Source organism: Chitinophaga filiformis (assembly GCF_023100805.1).
Classification (GTDB): Bacteria; Bacteroidota; Bacteroidia; order Chitinophagales; family Chitinophagaceae; genus Chitinophaga; species Chitinophaga filiformis_B.
This window is the reverse complement of sequence record NZ_CP095855.1, coordinates 6,293,710-6,309,099: the sequence shown is the minus strand read 5'-3', so window position 1 is coordinate 6,309,099 and position 15,390 is coordinate 6,293,710. Positions and strand designations below refer to the sequence as shown.

Here is a 15,390-nt window from a genome sequence, read left to right as displayed (position 1 = left end):
ATACTAAAAACATTCTACCGTGAATAAAGTTATATTCAACCAGCATTATAGCAGATTACTGTTCCTGGCGATTGCTACTGCTTTTGCATGGATGCAGTCCGCCTGTAAGAAAGAGGTAACGGAAGGCGCCCCTGTTATAACCAGCGTCAGGAATTACGCAGCGTCGCCTGCGGATACCCTTGTGAGTGACATTACTACCGGTCAGTGGGTGGTATTGATCGGACATAACCTGAGGAACGCTGTACAGGTCTCCTTCAATGGCATACCTGCCACTATCAACAGCACCATGTTCTCAGATACAAGCGCTACCGTGCTGGTACCCGCTGTAATACCGTTTCCGTCGGTGTCTGCAGAAGATCTGAACACGATCCGTTACGTTACCCGGCAGGGAGCTACTACTTTTACATTTGATATTGTGGCCCCGCCGCCCACCATCACAAGCATTTCCAACGAAAATGCCAATGAAGGCGATTCCGTTTATATCTACGGGCTGAATTTGTTTTTTATAAGTGAGCTCACTTTTTCGGGTACGCAGATTACCCATTATACAACAGCCAGTGACGGGACTTCCATAGGGTTTGTGTTGCCGGCGCTCACACAGAGCGGTCCTGTAGTGGTGACTACAAAATCGGGTAAGGCTTCTACCCCCTTTAATGTAAACGATGCTACAACAGGCGTTCTATGTGATTTTGATAAGACAAATACTTTCAGCTGGGGCACGGGTATTGATAACAGCAGCGCTAACTTTCCCGGCAACAGGGGTAATTACGCAGTGCTGAGCAATGGTATTCTGCCTGCAGGCGATGGCACCTGGTGGGGCTGGCAGCGCAGTATAAATACAAACGATGTACAATGGGTGCCTGCGGACAGTTTAGGCCTTTCCCTGGATGAATATGCCCTTAAGTTTGAGATCAGCGTACCCCTTGCGTGGAGCGGTACTTCAATATATGTCATAAAGGGATATTCATTTGACTATATGGCCCGCTACGAGCCGTGGCAGGGTACTAACGGTGTAGTATCTCCCTTCACTACAAAAGGATGGCGCACAGTAACCATTCCATTGTCCCTGTTCAGGACGAATGATGGTAAAGGTTCTGCAGCTGCAAGCCTGAGCACGCTGCTAGGTACTAATGGCAATGGAGCAGTAAATATTCAGACCAAGAATTTTTCGGCTTTACCTTCTGCTTCGGGTCTGCAGGCAGCTATCGATAACATCAGGGTAGTGAAGATTAAATAATATTGGCGCCACTGATGACTGGTGGTGGCTGGTTAATAACTGAAATAGAAATTTAATAGAATTGAAAAAAGTAGTAAGACAATTTGTACTTGGTTTGGCAGGCGTAATGATGGCGGGTATTGCCAGTGCGCAGCATGGAGTAAATGCCGGCGGGCAGGAAGACGATATCCGCTCATTGATCAGCCGGATGACGCTGGAGGAAAAAGTCAGTCTCCTGCATGGGAATTCAAAATTTTATGTATCGGGAATAAAAAGGTTAGGTGTTCCTGAATGGGCATTGAGCGACGGGCCTCATGGCGTGCGTGCGGAAATAAACCGCCACGACTGGGGATATGCCGGATGGGCCAATGATGCAGCCACCTGCTTTCCGCCGGGTACAGCCCTGGCTGCGACCTGGAACCCTAAACTGGCTTATGAGCGGGGAATTGTGTTAGGTGAAGAAGCGCGTTTCCGGAAAAAGGATATTTTACTGGGACCCGGTATCAATATTATCCGTTCGCCGCTTTGTGGAAGAAATTTTGAGTACATGAGCGAAGATCCTTTCCTTATTTCACGAATGGCGGTTGCCTATATCAAGGCATTGCAGTCGAAGGATGTGGCAGTAAGTGTAAAGCACTGGCTGGCCAATAACCAGGAAACGCATAGAGATTCTGTTGATGTGCACATGAGCGAAAGGGCATTACGTGAAATTTATTTGCCTGGATTTAAAGCGTCGGTAACCGAAGGCGGCGCTTACACCGTAATGGCCGCATACAATAAGTTCAGAGGCGACTGGTGTTCTGAAAATGAGTACCTGAACCGGGAGATCCTTCGTAAAGAGTTCGGTTTTAAAGGAGTGTTGATGACCGACTGGGCCGCCGCACATTCAACAATAAAAGCTGCGCTGACCGGTCTTGACCTGGAAATGGGGACGGATAAAAAGGATTACAACGAATGGTATTTCGCTGATCCATTGATCAGCGCAGTAAAAGAGGGAAAGATACCGGTTTCCGTTGTTGATGAAAAGGTAGCGGATGTACTGTGGGTAATGACAAAGACCAAAATGTTTGATGAAGAAAGGCGGGAAAAAGGAAAGATGAACACGCCGGAGCATCAGCAGGCGGCATATAACGATGCCGCTGAAGCAGCAGTGTTACTGCAGAACAACAGGCACATACTCCCACTGAATTTCGATAAAATAAAGTCCCTTGCAGTTATCGGGGATAATGCCACACGCCTGCAATGCAATGGCGGGCTTAGCTCCGAAATAAAAGCGCTGTATGAAGTTACCCCACTTGACGCTATCCGGAAAAAATTCGGGGCTACCGTAAAGATAAACTTTGCACAGGGGTATGAAAAGCAGTCCACTTTCAAAGAAGGCAGCAACACCGGACAAGTAAGCTCTGACAAGATTGACTGGAAACTGGTTGATGAAGCGGTGAAAGTAGCAAGGGAGTCAGAAGCAGTGGTCATTTTCGGCGGATTAAATCATGATTTTGATTCAGAATCTTTCGATAAGCAAAATATGGATCTGCCTTATGGACAGGATGTCCTGATCCGCGAAGTAGCCAAAGCCAACCCTAATACAGTGGTTGTGATCATTGCCGGTTCACCGGTAAAACTATCGGGGATCGTTCATCGCGTGCCTGCCATACTGTGGTCATGGTTCGGCGGAATGGAAGCCGGAAATGCGGTTGCCGACCTGCTGAGCGGTAAAGTAAATCCATCCGGTAAACTGCCCTTCACATTGCCGGTATCCCTTGATCAATCGCCTGCTCATGCATTAGGCAACTTTCCGGGGAGAGATCTCCAGGTAAATTATGAAGAAGATATTTTAGTAGGATACCGTTGGTTTGATACAAAGAAAATTGTTCCTCAGTTCCCATTTGGTTATGGTCTTTCCTATACCGGTTTTTCGCTAAGCCATTTTTCAACGGATAAAACCAGTTATAAGAATGGAGAGACCATCCATGCAAAATGCACCATTAAAAATACAGGCTCCCGGTATGGAGCAGAAGTTGCGCAGCTTTATGTCAGCGACCCGGTTTGTGCTGTTTTGCGTCCCGAAAAAGAGCTCAGGGCTTTTGAAAAAGTCTTTTTGCGTCCTGGCGAGGTAAAAACCATTGAGCTGAATGTAAAGGTCGCTGATCTGGCTTTTTATGACGAAGCCAAAAAGGCCTGGAATGTGGAAGCAGGTGAATTTGTATTACACTTCGGCAATTCGTCAAACAATATTGCAGGATCGGTAAAGATCCAGGTTAAATAGCATTTACGGGTATAATTGCGATCGCTAACAGAAAAACAGGCCTTAAGATGAACAGATACACAATACTCTTTATCATAATCATTTTGATCTCCGGATTAAATACAACTGCGCAGGAAGGCAAGCGATTTTTCCCGGAGAAGGACCTCATTACAACCGGCATCTATTATTATCCAGAGCATTGGAATGAAGATCAATGGGAGCGGGATATAAAGAAGATTTCCGATATAGGCTTTGAGTTTGTGCACCTGGCCGAATTTGCCTGGTTTAAAATGGAACCACAGGAAGGGAAATTTGAATTTGACTGGCTTGACAAGGTGATAGGCCTCTGCGCCAAGTATAACCTGAAAGTGCTGATGTGTACTCCTTCTGCGGCTACGCCGGCCTGGATGAGGGCCCGGTATCCTGAAACTTTTGTCATGGATGGTCATTACATCCGGGCCGAGCATGGTACCCGCGGATTAGGGTCAATTGTTAATCCTGTCTATCGCAAATTTGTGACCACCATTGTAACAGCAATGGCCAGGCGTTACGGTCAGCATAAAAATGTGATTGGCTGGCAGCTGGATAATGAGCCTGATGCCAAACCTGATTATAGTCCTTCTTCACAGGAAGCTTTCCGTCAATGGCTAAAGAACAGGTATAAGACCATTGAGGCATTGAATGCTGCCTGGGGGGCTGCTTTCTGGAGCCAGTGGTACGGCAGTTTTGATCAGATCATTATTCCCAATACCTCCCTGGTAGGCTGGTGGGGCAATAATCCCCATGCCCTCCTTGATTTTAAAAGGTATTCGGCAGATGCCCAGGCGGAATTTCTGGATTTTCAGGCAGCAACATTACGCAGCTACATTTCTGAGGCGCAGTTTATAACCACCAATTATACAGCCGTCTCCACAGGCGCCGATCCGCGGCGAACGAATAAGCTTGATTTTGCTACATATACTGCTTATCCAAATGGTGGCACCGATAATATTGGAGAACAGGGCTTTCGGTTGGGAAATAGTAAGGTAATCCTCTTTGCCGCTGAATATTATAAAACAACAGGTGGGGTATCGGGCGTAATGGAAATCCAGCCCGGCCCGGTGAACTGGGGCGGCTACAACCCGCTGCTTTTGCCGGGTACGGTACGTATGTGGCTATACCACACCTTTGCTGCAGGCGGAAAACTAGCCTCTTCTTACCGCTTCCGTCAGATTAATTACAGCGCGGAACAATACCATGCAGGCGTAATACAACCGGATGGTATTACGCCTTCGCCGGGCGGAGAGGAATATATGCAATTCATCAGGGAAATTAAAACGCTCAGGAAGCAATATAAGCCAGGAGCTGCTATGCCTGCATCACTGGTTGCGCGGTCGACCGCTATTGTCTGGAACCTGGAAAACTACTGGACTATTGATCGGCAAAAACAAACCTGGCAATGGGATACCTGGAACTACCCGCTTAAATTCCTTGAAATAGCAAAATCGTTCGGCGCCCCGGCAGATGTGATCCCGGAAACTGCAGATCTGTCGAAATACAGCCTTGTGATAGTTCCCGCATACGAAATGGCCGACAGTTCCCTGGTAAAGAAATGGAGCGAATATGCGGCTAATGGGGGGCATTTGATCATCACCTGCCGTACCGCCACCAAAGATCGCATGGGACACTTCTGGGAGGCGGAATGGGCGGCTCCGTTGTCGGCCCTTATAGGGGCACAGGTGAAAGCAACAGATATGCTTTCAAATAACGGCAAAGGAGAGATCCTTATGGGATCAAACCACTATAGCTGGAATAACTGGGCCGATCTGCTGGCGCCGGATAAAAACACGGAAACACTTGCTGTATATGACAACCAGTTTTATAAAGGAAAAGCCGCGGTAGTAAGGCATAAGGTGGGTAAAGGTACTGTAACCTATATCGGTGTGGATACGGATGATGCAAAACTGGAAAAGGATGTATTGCGTGGCATTTATGCCGCTGCAGGGGCTACCACCGAAAATTATCCGCCTGGTGTATATGTTTATTGGCGGGATGGTTTTTATGTGGCGGTAAATTATTCCTCGGATAATTATACCATGAACGTACCTGCAACAGCCAGTGTTATCGTAGGTGAAAGAACATTGCAACCCGGGGGCGTGTTGGTCTGGTCATTAAGATAAATCAGGGGAAAATCATACTTTGAGTAAAGAATAACAGGTAAGAAAAGCTATAACATTATGATTCGAAAAATCTGTAAGGTAATGATGGTGGTAGGGTTTCTGGCAATGAACGGTTATGCTCAAACCAGTACCCCTGGCCCCTGTGGTCCGGTTCCCTCTGAGAACCAGGTGAGATGGCAGGAAATGGAATATTACGCATTCATCCATTTATCTACCAATACATTTACCGACCAGGAATGGGGATATGGTGAAGATGACCCTAAAATATTCAACCCGGTAAATCTGGATTGCCGCCAATGGGCCCGCGTATGTAAAGAAGCGGGTATGAAGGGGATTATTCTTACCGCCAAACATCATTCAGGATTTTGTTTATGGCCATCAAAGTATACGGAGTATTCGGTTAAGAACGCTTCCTGGCGTGGCGGCAAAGGAGATATTGTGCGTGATCTGGCAAATGCGTGTAAGGAATATGGGCTTAAGCTGGGCATTTATCTGTCTCCCTGGGACCGGAACAGCGCGGTGTATGGAACACCTGAATACATTACTTATTTCAGAAACCAGTTAAAAGAACTGCTTACAAACTACGGAGATATTTTTGAAATATGGTTTGACGGGGCTAACGGTGGTTCGGGCTACTACGGCGGCGCCAGGGAAACCCGGAAAATAGACCGCACAACCTATTATGACTGGAAGAACACTTATAAGCTCATACGCCAACTGCAGCCCAAGATCGTTATATGGAATGACGGCGGGGATCGCGGAGATCTGCGCTGGGTAGGTACGGAGGGCGGTTATGTGGGCGAAACGAACTGGAGCCTGCTGAATGCTACGGGTGAGGTACCATACGATATGTTACACCATGGACTGGAGAACGGCGATTCCTGGGTGCCTGCCGAGGTGAATACCTCCATCCGTCCCGGATGGTTCTATCATGCCTATGAAGACAGCAGGGTAAAATCCCTGCCCGATCTGCTGAATACCTACTACAGTTCTTTCGGACGTAATGGCACCCTGTTGCTGAACTTTCCTGTAGACAAGAGGGGCCTGATCCATGAAACCGATGAGAAGGCAGTGCTGGAACTGGCAAAAGCCGTCAAGGAAGCATTTGCCGTAAACCTTGCGGAAAAGAAAAAAGTGAGCGCTTCAAATGTGCGAGGTAACGTAAAAACATTCGGTGCAGGTATGGCAGTGGATGGGAATAAGAACACCTATTGGGCAACCGATGATACAATAACAAGGGCATCACTAACTATAGACTTTGGTAAGCCTGTTACTTTTAACCGTTTTCTTGCCCAGGAATATATAAAATTAGGCCAACGGGTAAAAGCTTTTAAGGTGGAAGGTCTGGTTGGAGGCAATTGGAAAGAGTTGGCTAATGGTACAACTATTGGTTACAAACGCATCCTGCTTTTTCCTGCTGTAACTGCTACGAGGCTACGTTTTACCATCACAGGTGCAAAAGCTTGCCCTCTTATATCCAATATCGGCGTTTATAATGCGCCTCCTGTGCTGATGGCCCCTGAAATTATCAGGGATCAGTCCGGGACAGTGTACATCAGGCCTGCAGACAGTGCATCCGTTATCTATTATACACTGGATGGCAGCGTGCCTGCGAAGGGCGCGAAACGGTATGAAGGACCTGTACAAACTGATGGAAAAGTTAACGTAAAGGCGATTGCATATGACCCCATGTCGAAAAAAAGCAGCGCCATTGCAACTGAGAAATTTGATATATCCAGGAAAAGTTGGAAAATATCAGGTATCGATGACGATAAAGTGACCCGTGTGATAGATGGCGACCCTGCAACGGCATGGTACCAGGCGGCAGACAAAAAACTGCCGGCAGATATTGACATTGATATGGGAAAGACAGAAAATGTATCCGGCTTCAGATACCTGCCTGGCCAGGGCAGTACAGAGGGGATTATTACGCATTATCAGTTCTGCGTGTCAGAAGATAATAAGGAATGGAAAGTGGTGGATGAAGGAGAGTTTTCCAATATTAAGAATAACCCATTGTGGCAGATAAAGGAATTTATACCGGTAAAGGCCCGTTATATCAGGTTGCGTGCGCTACGCAATTCCCATCAGAACGATGCTGCGGGTTATGCAGAGTTGGATATAATCACCCGTTAGCTTCCGCGACATTCCGGAAATATCATGTAGACTTTGTAATTTGGCGGCTATGATCCAGCTATATGAAAACTTCAACCAGCGCAAGGCAAAGGTAGAGCTGTTATATGCGGATGATGCCATGAACATGGCTTTCTGCCAGTACCGGCGCTCTTCAGAAGATGCGTTCTTCATGCCTTACGCCGCACTTACCTATGTACGCGAAGGCCGGAAAGTGGTTTTCCTGAACGGTGAATGTTATGATATGAAAGCCGGTGATGCGCTTTTCGTTCCGAAAAATTCCATTTTGTATTCTGACATCATTGTGAAGCGGGAACCTTTTGTAAGCCTGAACCTGCTGCTTGGCGATGCGGATACCTTGCTCAGTCCCATGGCCTGCCACATTGCCGACAGGATGCAGCTGCAGCATTATGCCAGCGCTCACAATATGAGCCTGAGCACTTTTAAACGATGGTTCAAAAAGAACGTGGGTTGCAGTCCTGGTCAATGGATGATAGAAAAACGCTTACAACAGGCAAAATACCTGCTGCAACACAAAGGGCTATCCGTGAAAGAGGCCTGCTACAGGAGCGGGTTCGAAGATGTGTCCTACTTTATCCGCAGGTACAAACAAGCCTTCGGGCATACACCGGGTCAGCTGGCAATTTGACCTTTTTGTCCTATTCCCACATGTTCCGGCGCTGTACTTTTATAAAAAAAATATATGATCTCACGGGAACAAGCCCTGCAATTTGCGGATGAATGGGTAGCCGCATGGAACGCGCACGACCTGGATGCGGTACTTTCACATTATACGGACGATTTTGAAATGAGCAGTCCTTTTATACTACAAATGGGCATCAGCCCGGATGGCCGTCTGAAGGGAAAGGAAAATGTGCGGAATTACTGGGAAAAGGCGATGGCAAAATATCCTGATCTTCATTTCGATCTGCACGAAGTTTTATCATGCATGAATACTGTAATCCTTTATTACACAAGTGTTAGTGGAAAGAAAGCGGCGGAATATTTCGTGTTCAATGAGGACGGGAAGGTATTCCAGGCGATGGGGCATTACAACTAGAAGGATAACAGTAAGTCAGGTGAGCGCTATCTGGGCCGCGCGCCACATTCTTGCCCATCATATCCGGTACCCGTGTTCTTTTCATGGGCAGGCAGAAAGCCTGCTAAAAACAAAGAATCATCCGTGCCGGTATGATGGGCACTTGCATAAAAACGGCCTGTAAAGCAGTTTGACCCCGTAAAAACCCCTATGAAAATCAACATTTGAAACATTTTCCGCCATGATCTGCAACATTTGAGCCCCCTCATCTTAAGAACATCTCAGTAGTTTTACAACACACAGTGAGACAATGAATGCCGTTTTGAAAATGCGCCTGCTGCCGCTTTTGTTTCCCGCGGCTGTTCTGGCGTAATGTTATGTTTTCAGCACCTTCGTCAAATATCCGGACAGGTGTACACGTTTCGTTGTGCCGGTTTTCTTCACACAGTTTTACTTAAACGACCATAACTTCTATGAAAACAAAATTACCGACACCATTTAAAAAAAAGGGGATGCTACCCTTTGTATTCGGAACTTTTACCTTCCCTCAGGTATTTCCGCTATTCAGGCAAAAAAAACTTGTCTTTCTATGCTTACTTCTTGTAAGTATTGTTTTTCAGGGCTATGAACTGAAGGCCCAAACCGGCTATGTCTGGAAGAATGCACCTGTTGGCGGTGGCGGATTTGTGACAGGGATCGTTACTCACAAGACATCGGGCGACAGATATTGCCGCACAGATGTAGGCGGCGCTTACCGCTGGGATGCAGCGAACAATAAATGGGTGCAACTGCTGGATTGGCTCAATGAGGATGAAAATGGATTTGTGGGAGTGGAAGCTTTGGCGCTGGATCCGCAGAATCCCAACAACGTTTATATGCTTTGCGGTACTTCTTATATCAACAGTGGAAGAACGGCTATATTGAAATCCACTGACAAAGGGAATACGTTCACCTATACCGATGTTACGGCTAAGTTTAAAGCGCATGGAAATGGCAACGGGCGCGGAAATGGAGAAAGGCTCGCGGTAGATCCGCACAACAGCAACATATTATTCTGTGGAACCCGGGCGAACGGATTATGGAAGAGTACAGATGCCGGCCTTACCTGGAACCTTGCCTGGAACGGCGTAACTACCACTCCGAATGAGAACGGGATATGTTTCGTACTATATGATCCCTCCGGCAGTGTGGTGGGTGGAGCCACGCAAACCATATACATAGGTGTTTCCCGCACGGGAGGCGCGAATATTTATAAAAGCACAGATGGCGGAAACAGCTTTACTGACATTTCTGCAACCACCAGTTTTATGCCGCACCGGGCAGCGCTGCAGGGAACTACCATGTATGTTACCTATTCAGACGATGCAGGGCCACAGTCCAGCGGAGGAGATGGGAAGTTATATAAGCTCAACACAGCTACCGGTGTGTGGGCAAACGTTACCCCCGTTTCTTCGAAAGACTATCCGTACGGAGGCGTAAGTATAGACCCTACTAATGTTAACCGGGTGATAGTTTCTTCCTGCGGTATGTATTGGAACAACCAGTTTGGCACCGGCTGGGGCGATTTTGTTTTCCTCTCTACCGACGGTGGATCGACCTGGACGCTTAAGAACGGTACGAACGCAACATATGATAGTAATGGCATGGCATGGACAGACGGAGGCGCGGTTAACTGGATGGACTGTATCGAGTTTGACCAGTCCAACCCTTCAAAGGTGCGGGTAGTTGGTGGTGGTGGCGTATATACCTGTTCCGATATTACAGCTACAAATCCTTCCTGGAAATACGATGTGATCGGGATTGAGGAAACAGCCTTGCTTGACGGGGTAAGCATTCCCGGAGGACCCTTTATTTCTTCCTTTGGTGATGTAACAGGCTTTGTGCATGAACCGCTGACGTCTTATCCGGCAAAAAGGCTGGCACCTGCCGATCAGAATAACCAGAGCATTGCCTATGCTGCGGTCAATACAACCAGGGTAGTAAGAGCTTCCAATGATGGAAGCGTTGTTTACTACTCCGGAGATAAGGGGACATCATGGACAGGAACTGCCACCAACATGGGTAAAGGAGGAAAGGTCGCCATCAGTGCGGACGGAGGAACTATACTACATTGCCCCGGAGGTTCGACAACCACGTACTTTACAACGAATAACGGCGCCAGCTGGTCTGCCTGTTCAGGTGTATCACTCGGAGATGCGGCTCCTGTAGCTGACCAGGTAAATGCAAACTATTTTTATGTATACGATCCGCGCAACGGACAGGTGCTGAGGAGCTCCAATAAAGGCGTCAGTTTTTCACTGGCGGGCACGCCGGGCGCATCCACCGCGAATTATCCGTGGGAGGCGGCACAGATCCGGACAGTATCGGGTTTTGAAGGACATGTATGGGTGCCTCTTGGCCGCAATGGATTAAAATATTCAACCGACTATGGAGCGGCTTATACCACTGTTTCAAATGTAACCTATTGTAAAACGATTGGGATAGGAAAGGCGATGTCCGGATCCAATTATCCCACTATTTTCATCTGGGGAACAGTTTCGAATGTAACGGGGCTTTTCAGATCAACAGACCAGGGGCTTAGCTGGTCGAAGATAAATGATGACGCTCATCAGTTCGCAGGTGCACCATTGCTGATCGGAGACATGAATGTTGCCGGAAGGGTATTTATGAGTGCCGGTGGAGGAAGAGGTCTGATCTATTGGGAGCCCGCTGCATGTACACCTACTGCCATCACTCCGTACTTACGGTTGAACGGAGGGAGCTGGCAACAGGCGGCCAATGCTTCTTTAGCAGCAGGCGGCAGCGTACAATTTGGTCCTCAGCCTGTGCAGGGAGGATCATGGAGCTGGAGCGGGCCGGGTAATTTTAGTGCAGCTACACGCGAAGTAACCATTTCAAATATCCAGGCCAACCAGGTAGGGAATTATGTGGCTACCTACACCAATAGCGGCGGATGCCAAAGCACACAGACATTTAACGTCGCTGTGACAGGCACGATACTAAGAGAATATTGGACTGGGATCAGCGGAACTACCATTAGCAGCCTGACCTCCAATACCAGTTATCCAAACAATCCTACGGGAGCAGGACAGATCACCAGCCTGGAAGGCCCGACAAACTGGGCAGATAACTATGGCACCAGGATCCGTGGATATATCTATCCTCCTGCAAGTGGTAGTTATACATTCTGGGTTGCGGGAGATGACAACACAGATCTTTACCTGAGTACCAATGACAACCCGGCCAATAGCTCAAGAATAGCTTACGTGAATGGATGGACCAATTCGAGAGAATGGAATAAGTACAGCACACAGCAGTCCGCTACGGTTAACCTGGTTGCCGGACAAAAATATTACATTGAAGTCCTTCACAAGGAAGCTGGCGGTGGAGATAATGTAGCGGTGGCCTGGCAGGGGCCTGGTATTACACAACAGGTCATTGCCGGAACCTATCTTTCCCCCTTCCTTCCCGGAGGAGGCGCTACTTTGGCTGCCAGAATGCAATCGGCGGAAGTAACTGAATCCAACATTAATAAGACTGTCAGCCTGTATCCAAATCCGGCCAGTGAAGGAAGGTTTTCGATCCTTCTTCCGGAAATTTCCGGGAAAGCAGTCGTAAGGGTGTATGACGACCAGGGCAGAATGTTGTACGAAAAGATAGCTTACGGTGGTACCAAAATAGATATCAATGCACGGTTGAAGGCAGGGTTCTACATTGTCAGGATAGACTCGGAAGCAGCCAGTTTCACTAAGAAGCTCATCGTGCCCTGACAGATCTTTCATCCAGCGTACTGAAACCAGGCGGTATGATTTGGAACGAATAAAATTAGCGTAATGAAAAATAAAATGAGCAAGCTCTATTTGTTTATTTTGATCGTATTTGTTATTGCCAGTCATACTTGTCTGGCAATAACAGGTAAGGTTTCACTAAAAGCGGACACTATACCCACTTTCCCGGATCCGCCTGCCGGATTTAATGTACAGCGTAATAATGTATCCCACGGAAAATTATCAGTGGTTCAGTACGACTCGAAAACGCTGGGGAAACCGCGGGAAATGAGTGTATATACGCCTCCGGGATATTCCCCTGACAAGAAATATCCCGTATTATATCTGTTGCATGGTCTGGGCCAGGATTATCGTCAATGGACGGAATGGTGCCAGGCAGATAATGTGGTAGATAACCTGATTGCAGATGGTAAAATTCAGCCTGTAATAATGGTTTTCCCAAATTGCGATACCAGGCTGACCGTAACAGACACATCCTCGGCCAATCGTTCCGGGAGAGCAGATAATTTCGAAGGTTACGGAAAACCATTTGAAGAGGATTTATTGAAAGATATCATTCCTTACATCGATGCACATTATGCTACTATCAATGACCCTGAACATCGTGCATTGGCAGGTTTGTCCATGGGCGGCGGGCAATCGTTAAATATTGGCCTGCATCACCTGGAGACGTTTGCCTATGTGGGTGGATTCTCTTCTGCACCTAATACGAATAAGTTTGGTGGTATGTATACAGATATTCAACTGGTTCCGGACATTAAAGCTGCCCGCGAAAAGTTGAAGCTGCTATGGATAGGATGTGGTAACAAAGACGGCCTTTGGGGAATCAGTGAAAAGGTCCATCAGTACCTTAGCGAAATCGGTTTACCGCACGTTTGGAATGTAGATACTAATGGCCATGATAATATTGAGTGGGATCGTAACCTGTATCTGTTCTCTGAACATATTTTTAAACGCTTGTAGGAAAGCAACAGGAGTAGGGGAATGATTACCTAAAATATAAATCGTACTATGTATCCTATGAAACACGAGGGTAGAAGGGGCTAAGTGCTGGTCTTTAATTGAATAAAGGCTTTATGACGATTGTCATAAAGCCTTTTTCATTTCCCCGGAATGGGCTGACAACCAGTCTGCCAATTCAAAATTGAACTTGTAGCAGTTTAACGACCGGGACTATTTCATCCTTTATTTCCTTAAAAACACTAAATATTTATTGTTTATCGATAAATATTTATTACTATTGCAACAGGATCTTAAACTCACAAAATCCATATGAAAAGAATTTCGATAATATTTCTTCAGGGAGTTGTCGTGCTTATCGCCCTTATCGCACTTGCCATTTTGATCAGGGTTCCCTTAACCGAAGGAAGGGCCGCAAACTTAGATTTGTTTAGCATTTACGCTGACCCCTTCATCTTGTATGGGTATGCGGCATCCATTGCTTTTTTTGTCGCCTTATACAAGGCGTTTAAATTACTTGGATATATCGGGCAGAATAAAGTATTCTCATCAAACGCTGTTAAGGCTTTAAAGAGCATAAAGTATTGTGCGATCGTGCTAAGTATTTTAATTGTGCTGGCAGGAATATACATCAGGATATTCCATAATAAAGACGACGACCCTGCGGGTTTTATTGCTATGTGTATCGTAACCACCTTTGTTTCGGCCGTAGTTGCCACTGCTGCAGCAATATTCGAAAAGATATTGCAGAACGCCATCGATATGAAATCTGAAAATGACTTAACAATTTAAGCGATGCCGATTATTGTAAACTTAGACGTCATGATGGCAAAGCGAAAACTTTCTCTCAATGAACTTTCCGAAAGGGTTGATCTCACATTGTCCAACCTTTCTATCCTGAAAACAGGGAAAGCAAAAGCAATTCGTTTTAGCACATTAGAAGCAATTTGTAAAGCATTAGACTGCCAGCCAGGTGACATTCTGGAATATGTAAAAGAAGAAGAGAAAACAACGAGTGGTTAATAAGCTGCCTGGCTTACAAACTGTTCACACCGATAAGCCTGCTATTTGTTTTCAATCAAATGCGTTCTTAATACGGCAGGGTATATTTTGCCTTTAAAGGTTTCATCTTCCCGTGTTTCCAGTACAACTTTTGCATTTTTCATATTAAACGGCGGCAAGTCAATATACACCCCTGACGAAGATCTTGATCTGATATGTGGGCCGGGAATCTTGTCATAATTCGGAACAGCATCGTCTCCGACCACCACGTGTTCGGTAATCAGTACGTACCTGAATTTCGATAACTTGGGTAATATTTTTAAAATTTGCCCGTTGCTTAAGTGTTGTAACACTTGCCTTATCATAACCAGGTCAGCCTTTGGCAATTCGTCCTCAATGGCGTTTAACTGAATAAATTTGGTCTTGGGGCCTTCAAACCACTGCCGATTCCGGTCAATCAAATCTTTAACGACATCACCGCCGGTATAATTTACATCCACCTTGTCAACCACCTGTGACATTACTGCAAAATCGCCACATCCGATGTCAAGGACTGATTTAATATTATTGGCATTAATAATTTCTACCACCTTATTGATGTACAAATGAATATTGGGGCTGTATGTACCATCGCCGGAGTAAAATTCACCGGATGGACCGCCCCAGGTGTTGTTCTTATAAATGTCAGAAAAGATCTGTTCGACTGGCTTATTCTTAAAGCCCCAGAATTCTCTTTCCCGATACCAGTGATGTAATCTACGTAGAATAGCGTGTTTTTTCATGTGGATAGTCTTATAGAAATGTGCCGAAATAACCTGGGTTAAGCTATATTCAAGTTAACAATTAAT

11 protein-coding genes are annotated in these 15,390 nt (G+C 46.4%); 10 read left to right on the top strand and 1 reads right to left on the bottom strand.

Annotated features, from left to right (window positions below):
• Nucleotides 1-19: 19 nt before the first annotated feature.
• The 10 genes from MYF79_RS24380 to MYF79_RS24335 all read left to right on the top strand — a co-directional run bounded on the left by MYF79_RS24380 (nt 20) and on the right by MYF79_RS24335 (nt 14,563).
• On the top strand, nt 20-1,237 hold the full coding sequence (locus tag MYF79_RS24380) for a glycan-binding surface protein (RefSeq protein ID WP_247810435.1): 1,218 nt from the start codon (nt 20-22) through the stop codon (nt 1,235-1,237).
• 61 nt (nt 1,238-1,298) lie between these two features.
• Nucleotides 1,299-3,482 (top strand): glycoside hydrolase family 3 C-terminal domain-containing protein, encoded by a 2,184-nt coding sequence (locus MYF79_RS24375; protein WP_247810434.1) that lies wholly within the window; start codon nt 1,299-1,301, stop codon nt 3,480-3,482.
• A 47-nt stretch (nt 3,483-3,529) separates the two neighbouring features.
• On the top strand, nt 3,530-5,620 hold the full coding sequence (locus MYF79_RS24370) for a beta-galactosidase (RefSeq protein WP_247810433.1): 2,091 nt from the start codon (nt 3,530-3,532) through the stop codon (nt 5,618-5,620).
• Nucleotides 5,621-5,677: 57 nt separating this feature from the next.
• The gene (locus MYF79_RS24365) at nt 5,678-7,756 is read left to right on the top strand and encodes an alpha-L-fucosidase (protein ID WP_247810432.1); all 2,079 of its coding nucleotides are present in this window, start codon (nt 5,678-5,680) and stop codon (nt 7,754-7,756) included.
• Nucleotides 7,757-7,805: 49 nt separating this feature from the next.
• The gene (locus tag MYF79_RS24360; protein WP_247810431.1) at nt 7,806-8,402 is read left to right on the top strand and encodes an AraC family transcriptional regulator; all 597 of its coding nucleotides are present in this window, start codon (nt 7,806-7,808) and stop codon (nt 8,400-8,402) included.
• Between the two features lie 54 nt (nt 8,403-8,456).
• The gene (locus tag MYF79_RS24355) at nt 8,457-8,813 is read left to right on the top strand and encodes a nuclear transport factor 2 family protein (protein ID WP_247810430.1); all 357 of its coding nucleotides are present in this window, start codon (nt 8,457-8,459) and stop codon (nt 8,811-8,813) included.
• Between the two features lie 452 nt (nt 8,814-9,265).
• Nucleotides 9,266-12,562, top strand: coding sequence for a PA14 domain-containing protein (locus MYF79_RS24350; protein ID WP_247810429.1), 3,297 nt, complete (start codon nt 9,266-9,268; stop codon nt 12,560-12,562).
• A gap of 63 nt (nt 12,563-12,625) precedes the next feature.
• The gene (locus MYF79_RS24345) at nt 12,626-13,543 is read left to right on the top strand and encodes an alpha/beta hydrolase (RefSeq protein ID WP_247810428.1); all 918 of its coding nucleotides are present in this window, start codon (nt 12,626-12,628) and stop codon (nt 13,541-13,543) included.
• Nucleotides 13,544-13,852: 309 nt separating this feature from the next.
• Nucleotides 13,853-14,332 (top strand): DUF2975 domain-containing protein, encoded by a 480-nt coding sequence (locus MYF79_RS24340; protein ID WP_247810427.1) that lies wholly within the window; start codon nt 13,853-13,855, stop codon nt 14,330-14,332.
• A gap of 3 nt (nt 14,333-14,335) precedes the next feature.
• Complete coding sequence (locus tag MYF79_RS24335) at nt 14,336-14,563, top strand: helix-turn-helix transcriptional regulator (protein ID WP_317233084.1); 228 nt, start codon at nt 14,336-14,338, stop codon at nt 14,561-14,563.
• 41 nt (nt 14,564-14,604) lie between these two features.
• Here the strand turns inward: MYF79_RS24335 and MYF79_RS24330 are convergent, their stop codons facing one another.
• The gene (locus MYF79_RS24330; RefSeq protein ID WP_247810425.1) at nt 14,605-15,324 is read right to left on the bottom strand and encodes a class I SAM-dependent methyltransferase; all 720 of its coding nucleotides are present in this window, start codon (nt 15,322-15,324) and stop codon (nt 14,605-14,607) included.
• Nucleotides 15,325-15,390 lie beyond the last annotated feature (66 nt).

Bases quoted from the DNA above. Each gene is read 5' to 3' on its own strand.
- MYF79_RS24370 (WP_247810433.1), top strand. From the start codon at position 3,530: ATGAACAGATACACAATACTCTTTATCATAATCATTTTGATCTCCGGA.
- MYF79_RS24365 (WP_247810432.1), top strand. From the start codon at position 5,678: ATGATTCGAAAAATCTGTAAGGTAATGATGGTGGTAGGGTTTCTGGCA.
- MYF79_RS24360 (WP_247810431.1), top strand. From the start codon at position 7,806: ATGATCCAGCTATATGAAAACTTCAACCAGCGCAAGGCAAAGGTAGAG.
- MYF79_RS24355 (WP_247810430.1), top strand. From the start codon at position 8,457: ATGATCTCACGGGAACAAGCCCTGCAATTTGCGGATGAATGGGTAGCC.
- MYF79_RS24350 (WP_247810429.1), top strand. From the start codon at position 9,266: ATGAAAACAAAATTACCGACACCATTTAAAAAAAAGGGGATGCTACCC.
- MYF79_RS24345 (WP_247810428.1), top strand. From the start codon at position 12,626: ATGAAAAATAAAATGAGCAAGCTCTATTTGTTTATTTTGATCGTATTT.
- MYF79_RS24340 (WP_247810427.1), top strand. From the start codon at position 13,853: ATGAAAAGAATTTCGATAATATTTCTTCAGGGAGTTGTCGTGCTTATC.
- MYF79_RS24335 (WP_317233084.1), top strand. From the start codon at position 14,336: ATGCCGATTATTGTAAACTTAGACGTCATGATGGCAAAGCGAAAACTT.
- MYF79_RS24330 (WP_247810425.1), bottom strand. From the start codon at position 15,324: ATGAAAAAACACGCTATTCTACGTAGATTACATCACTGGTATCGGGAA.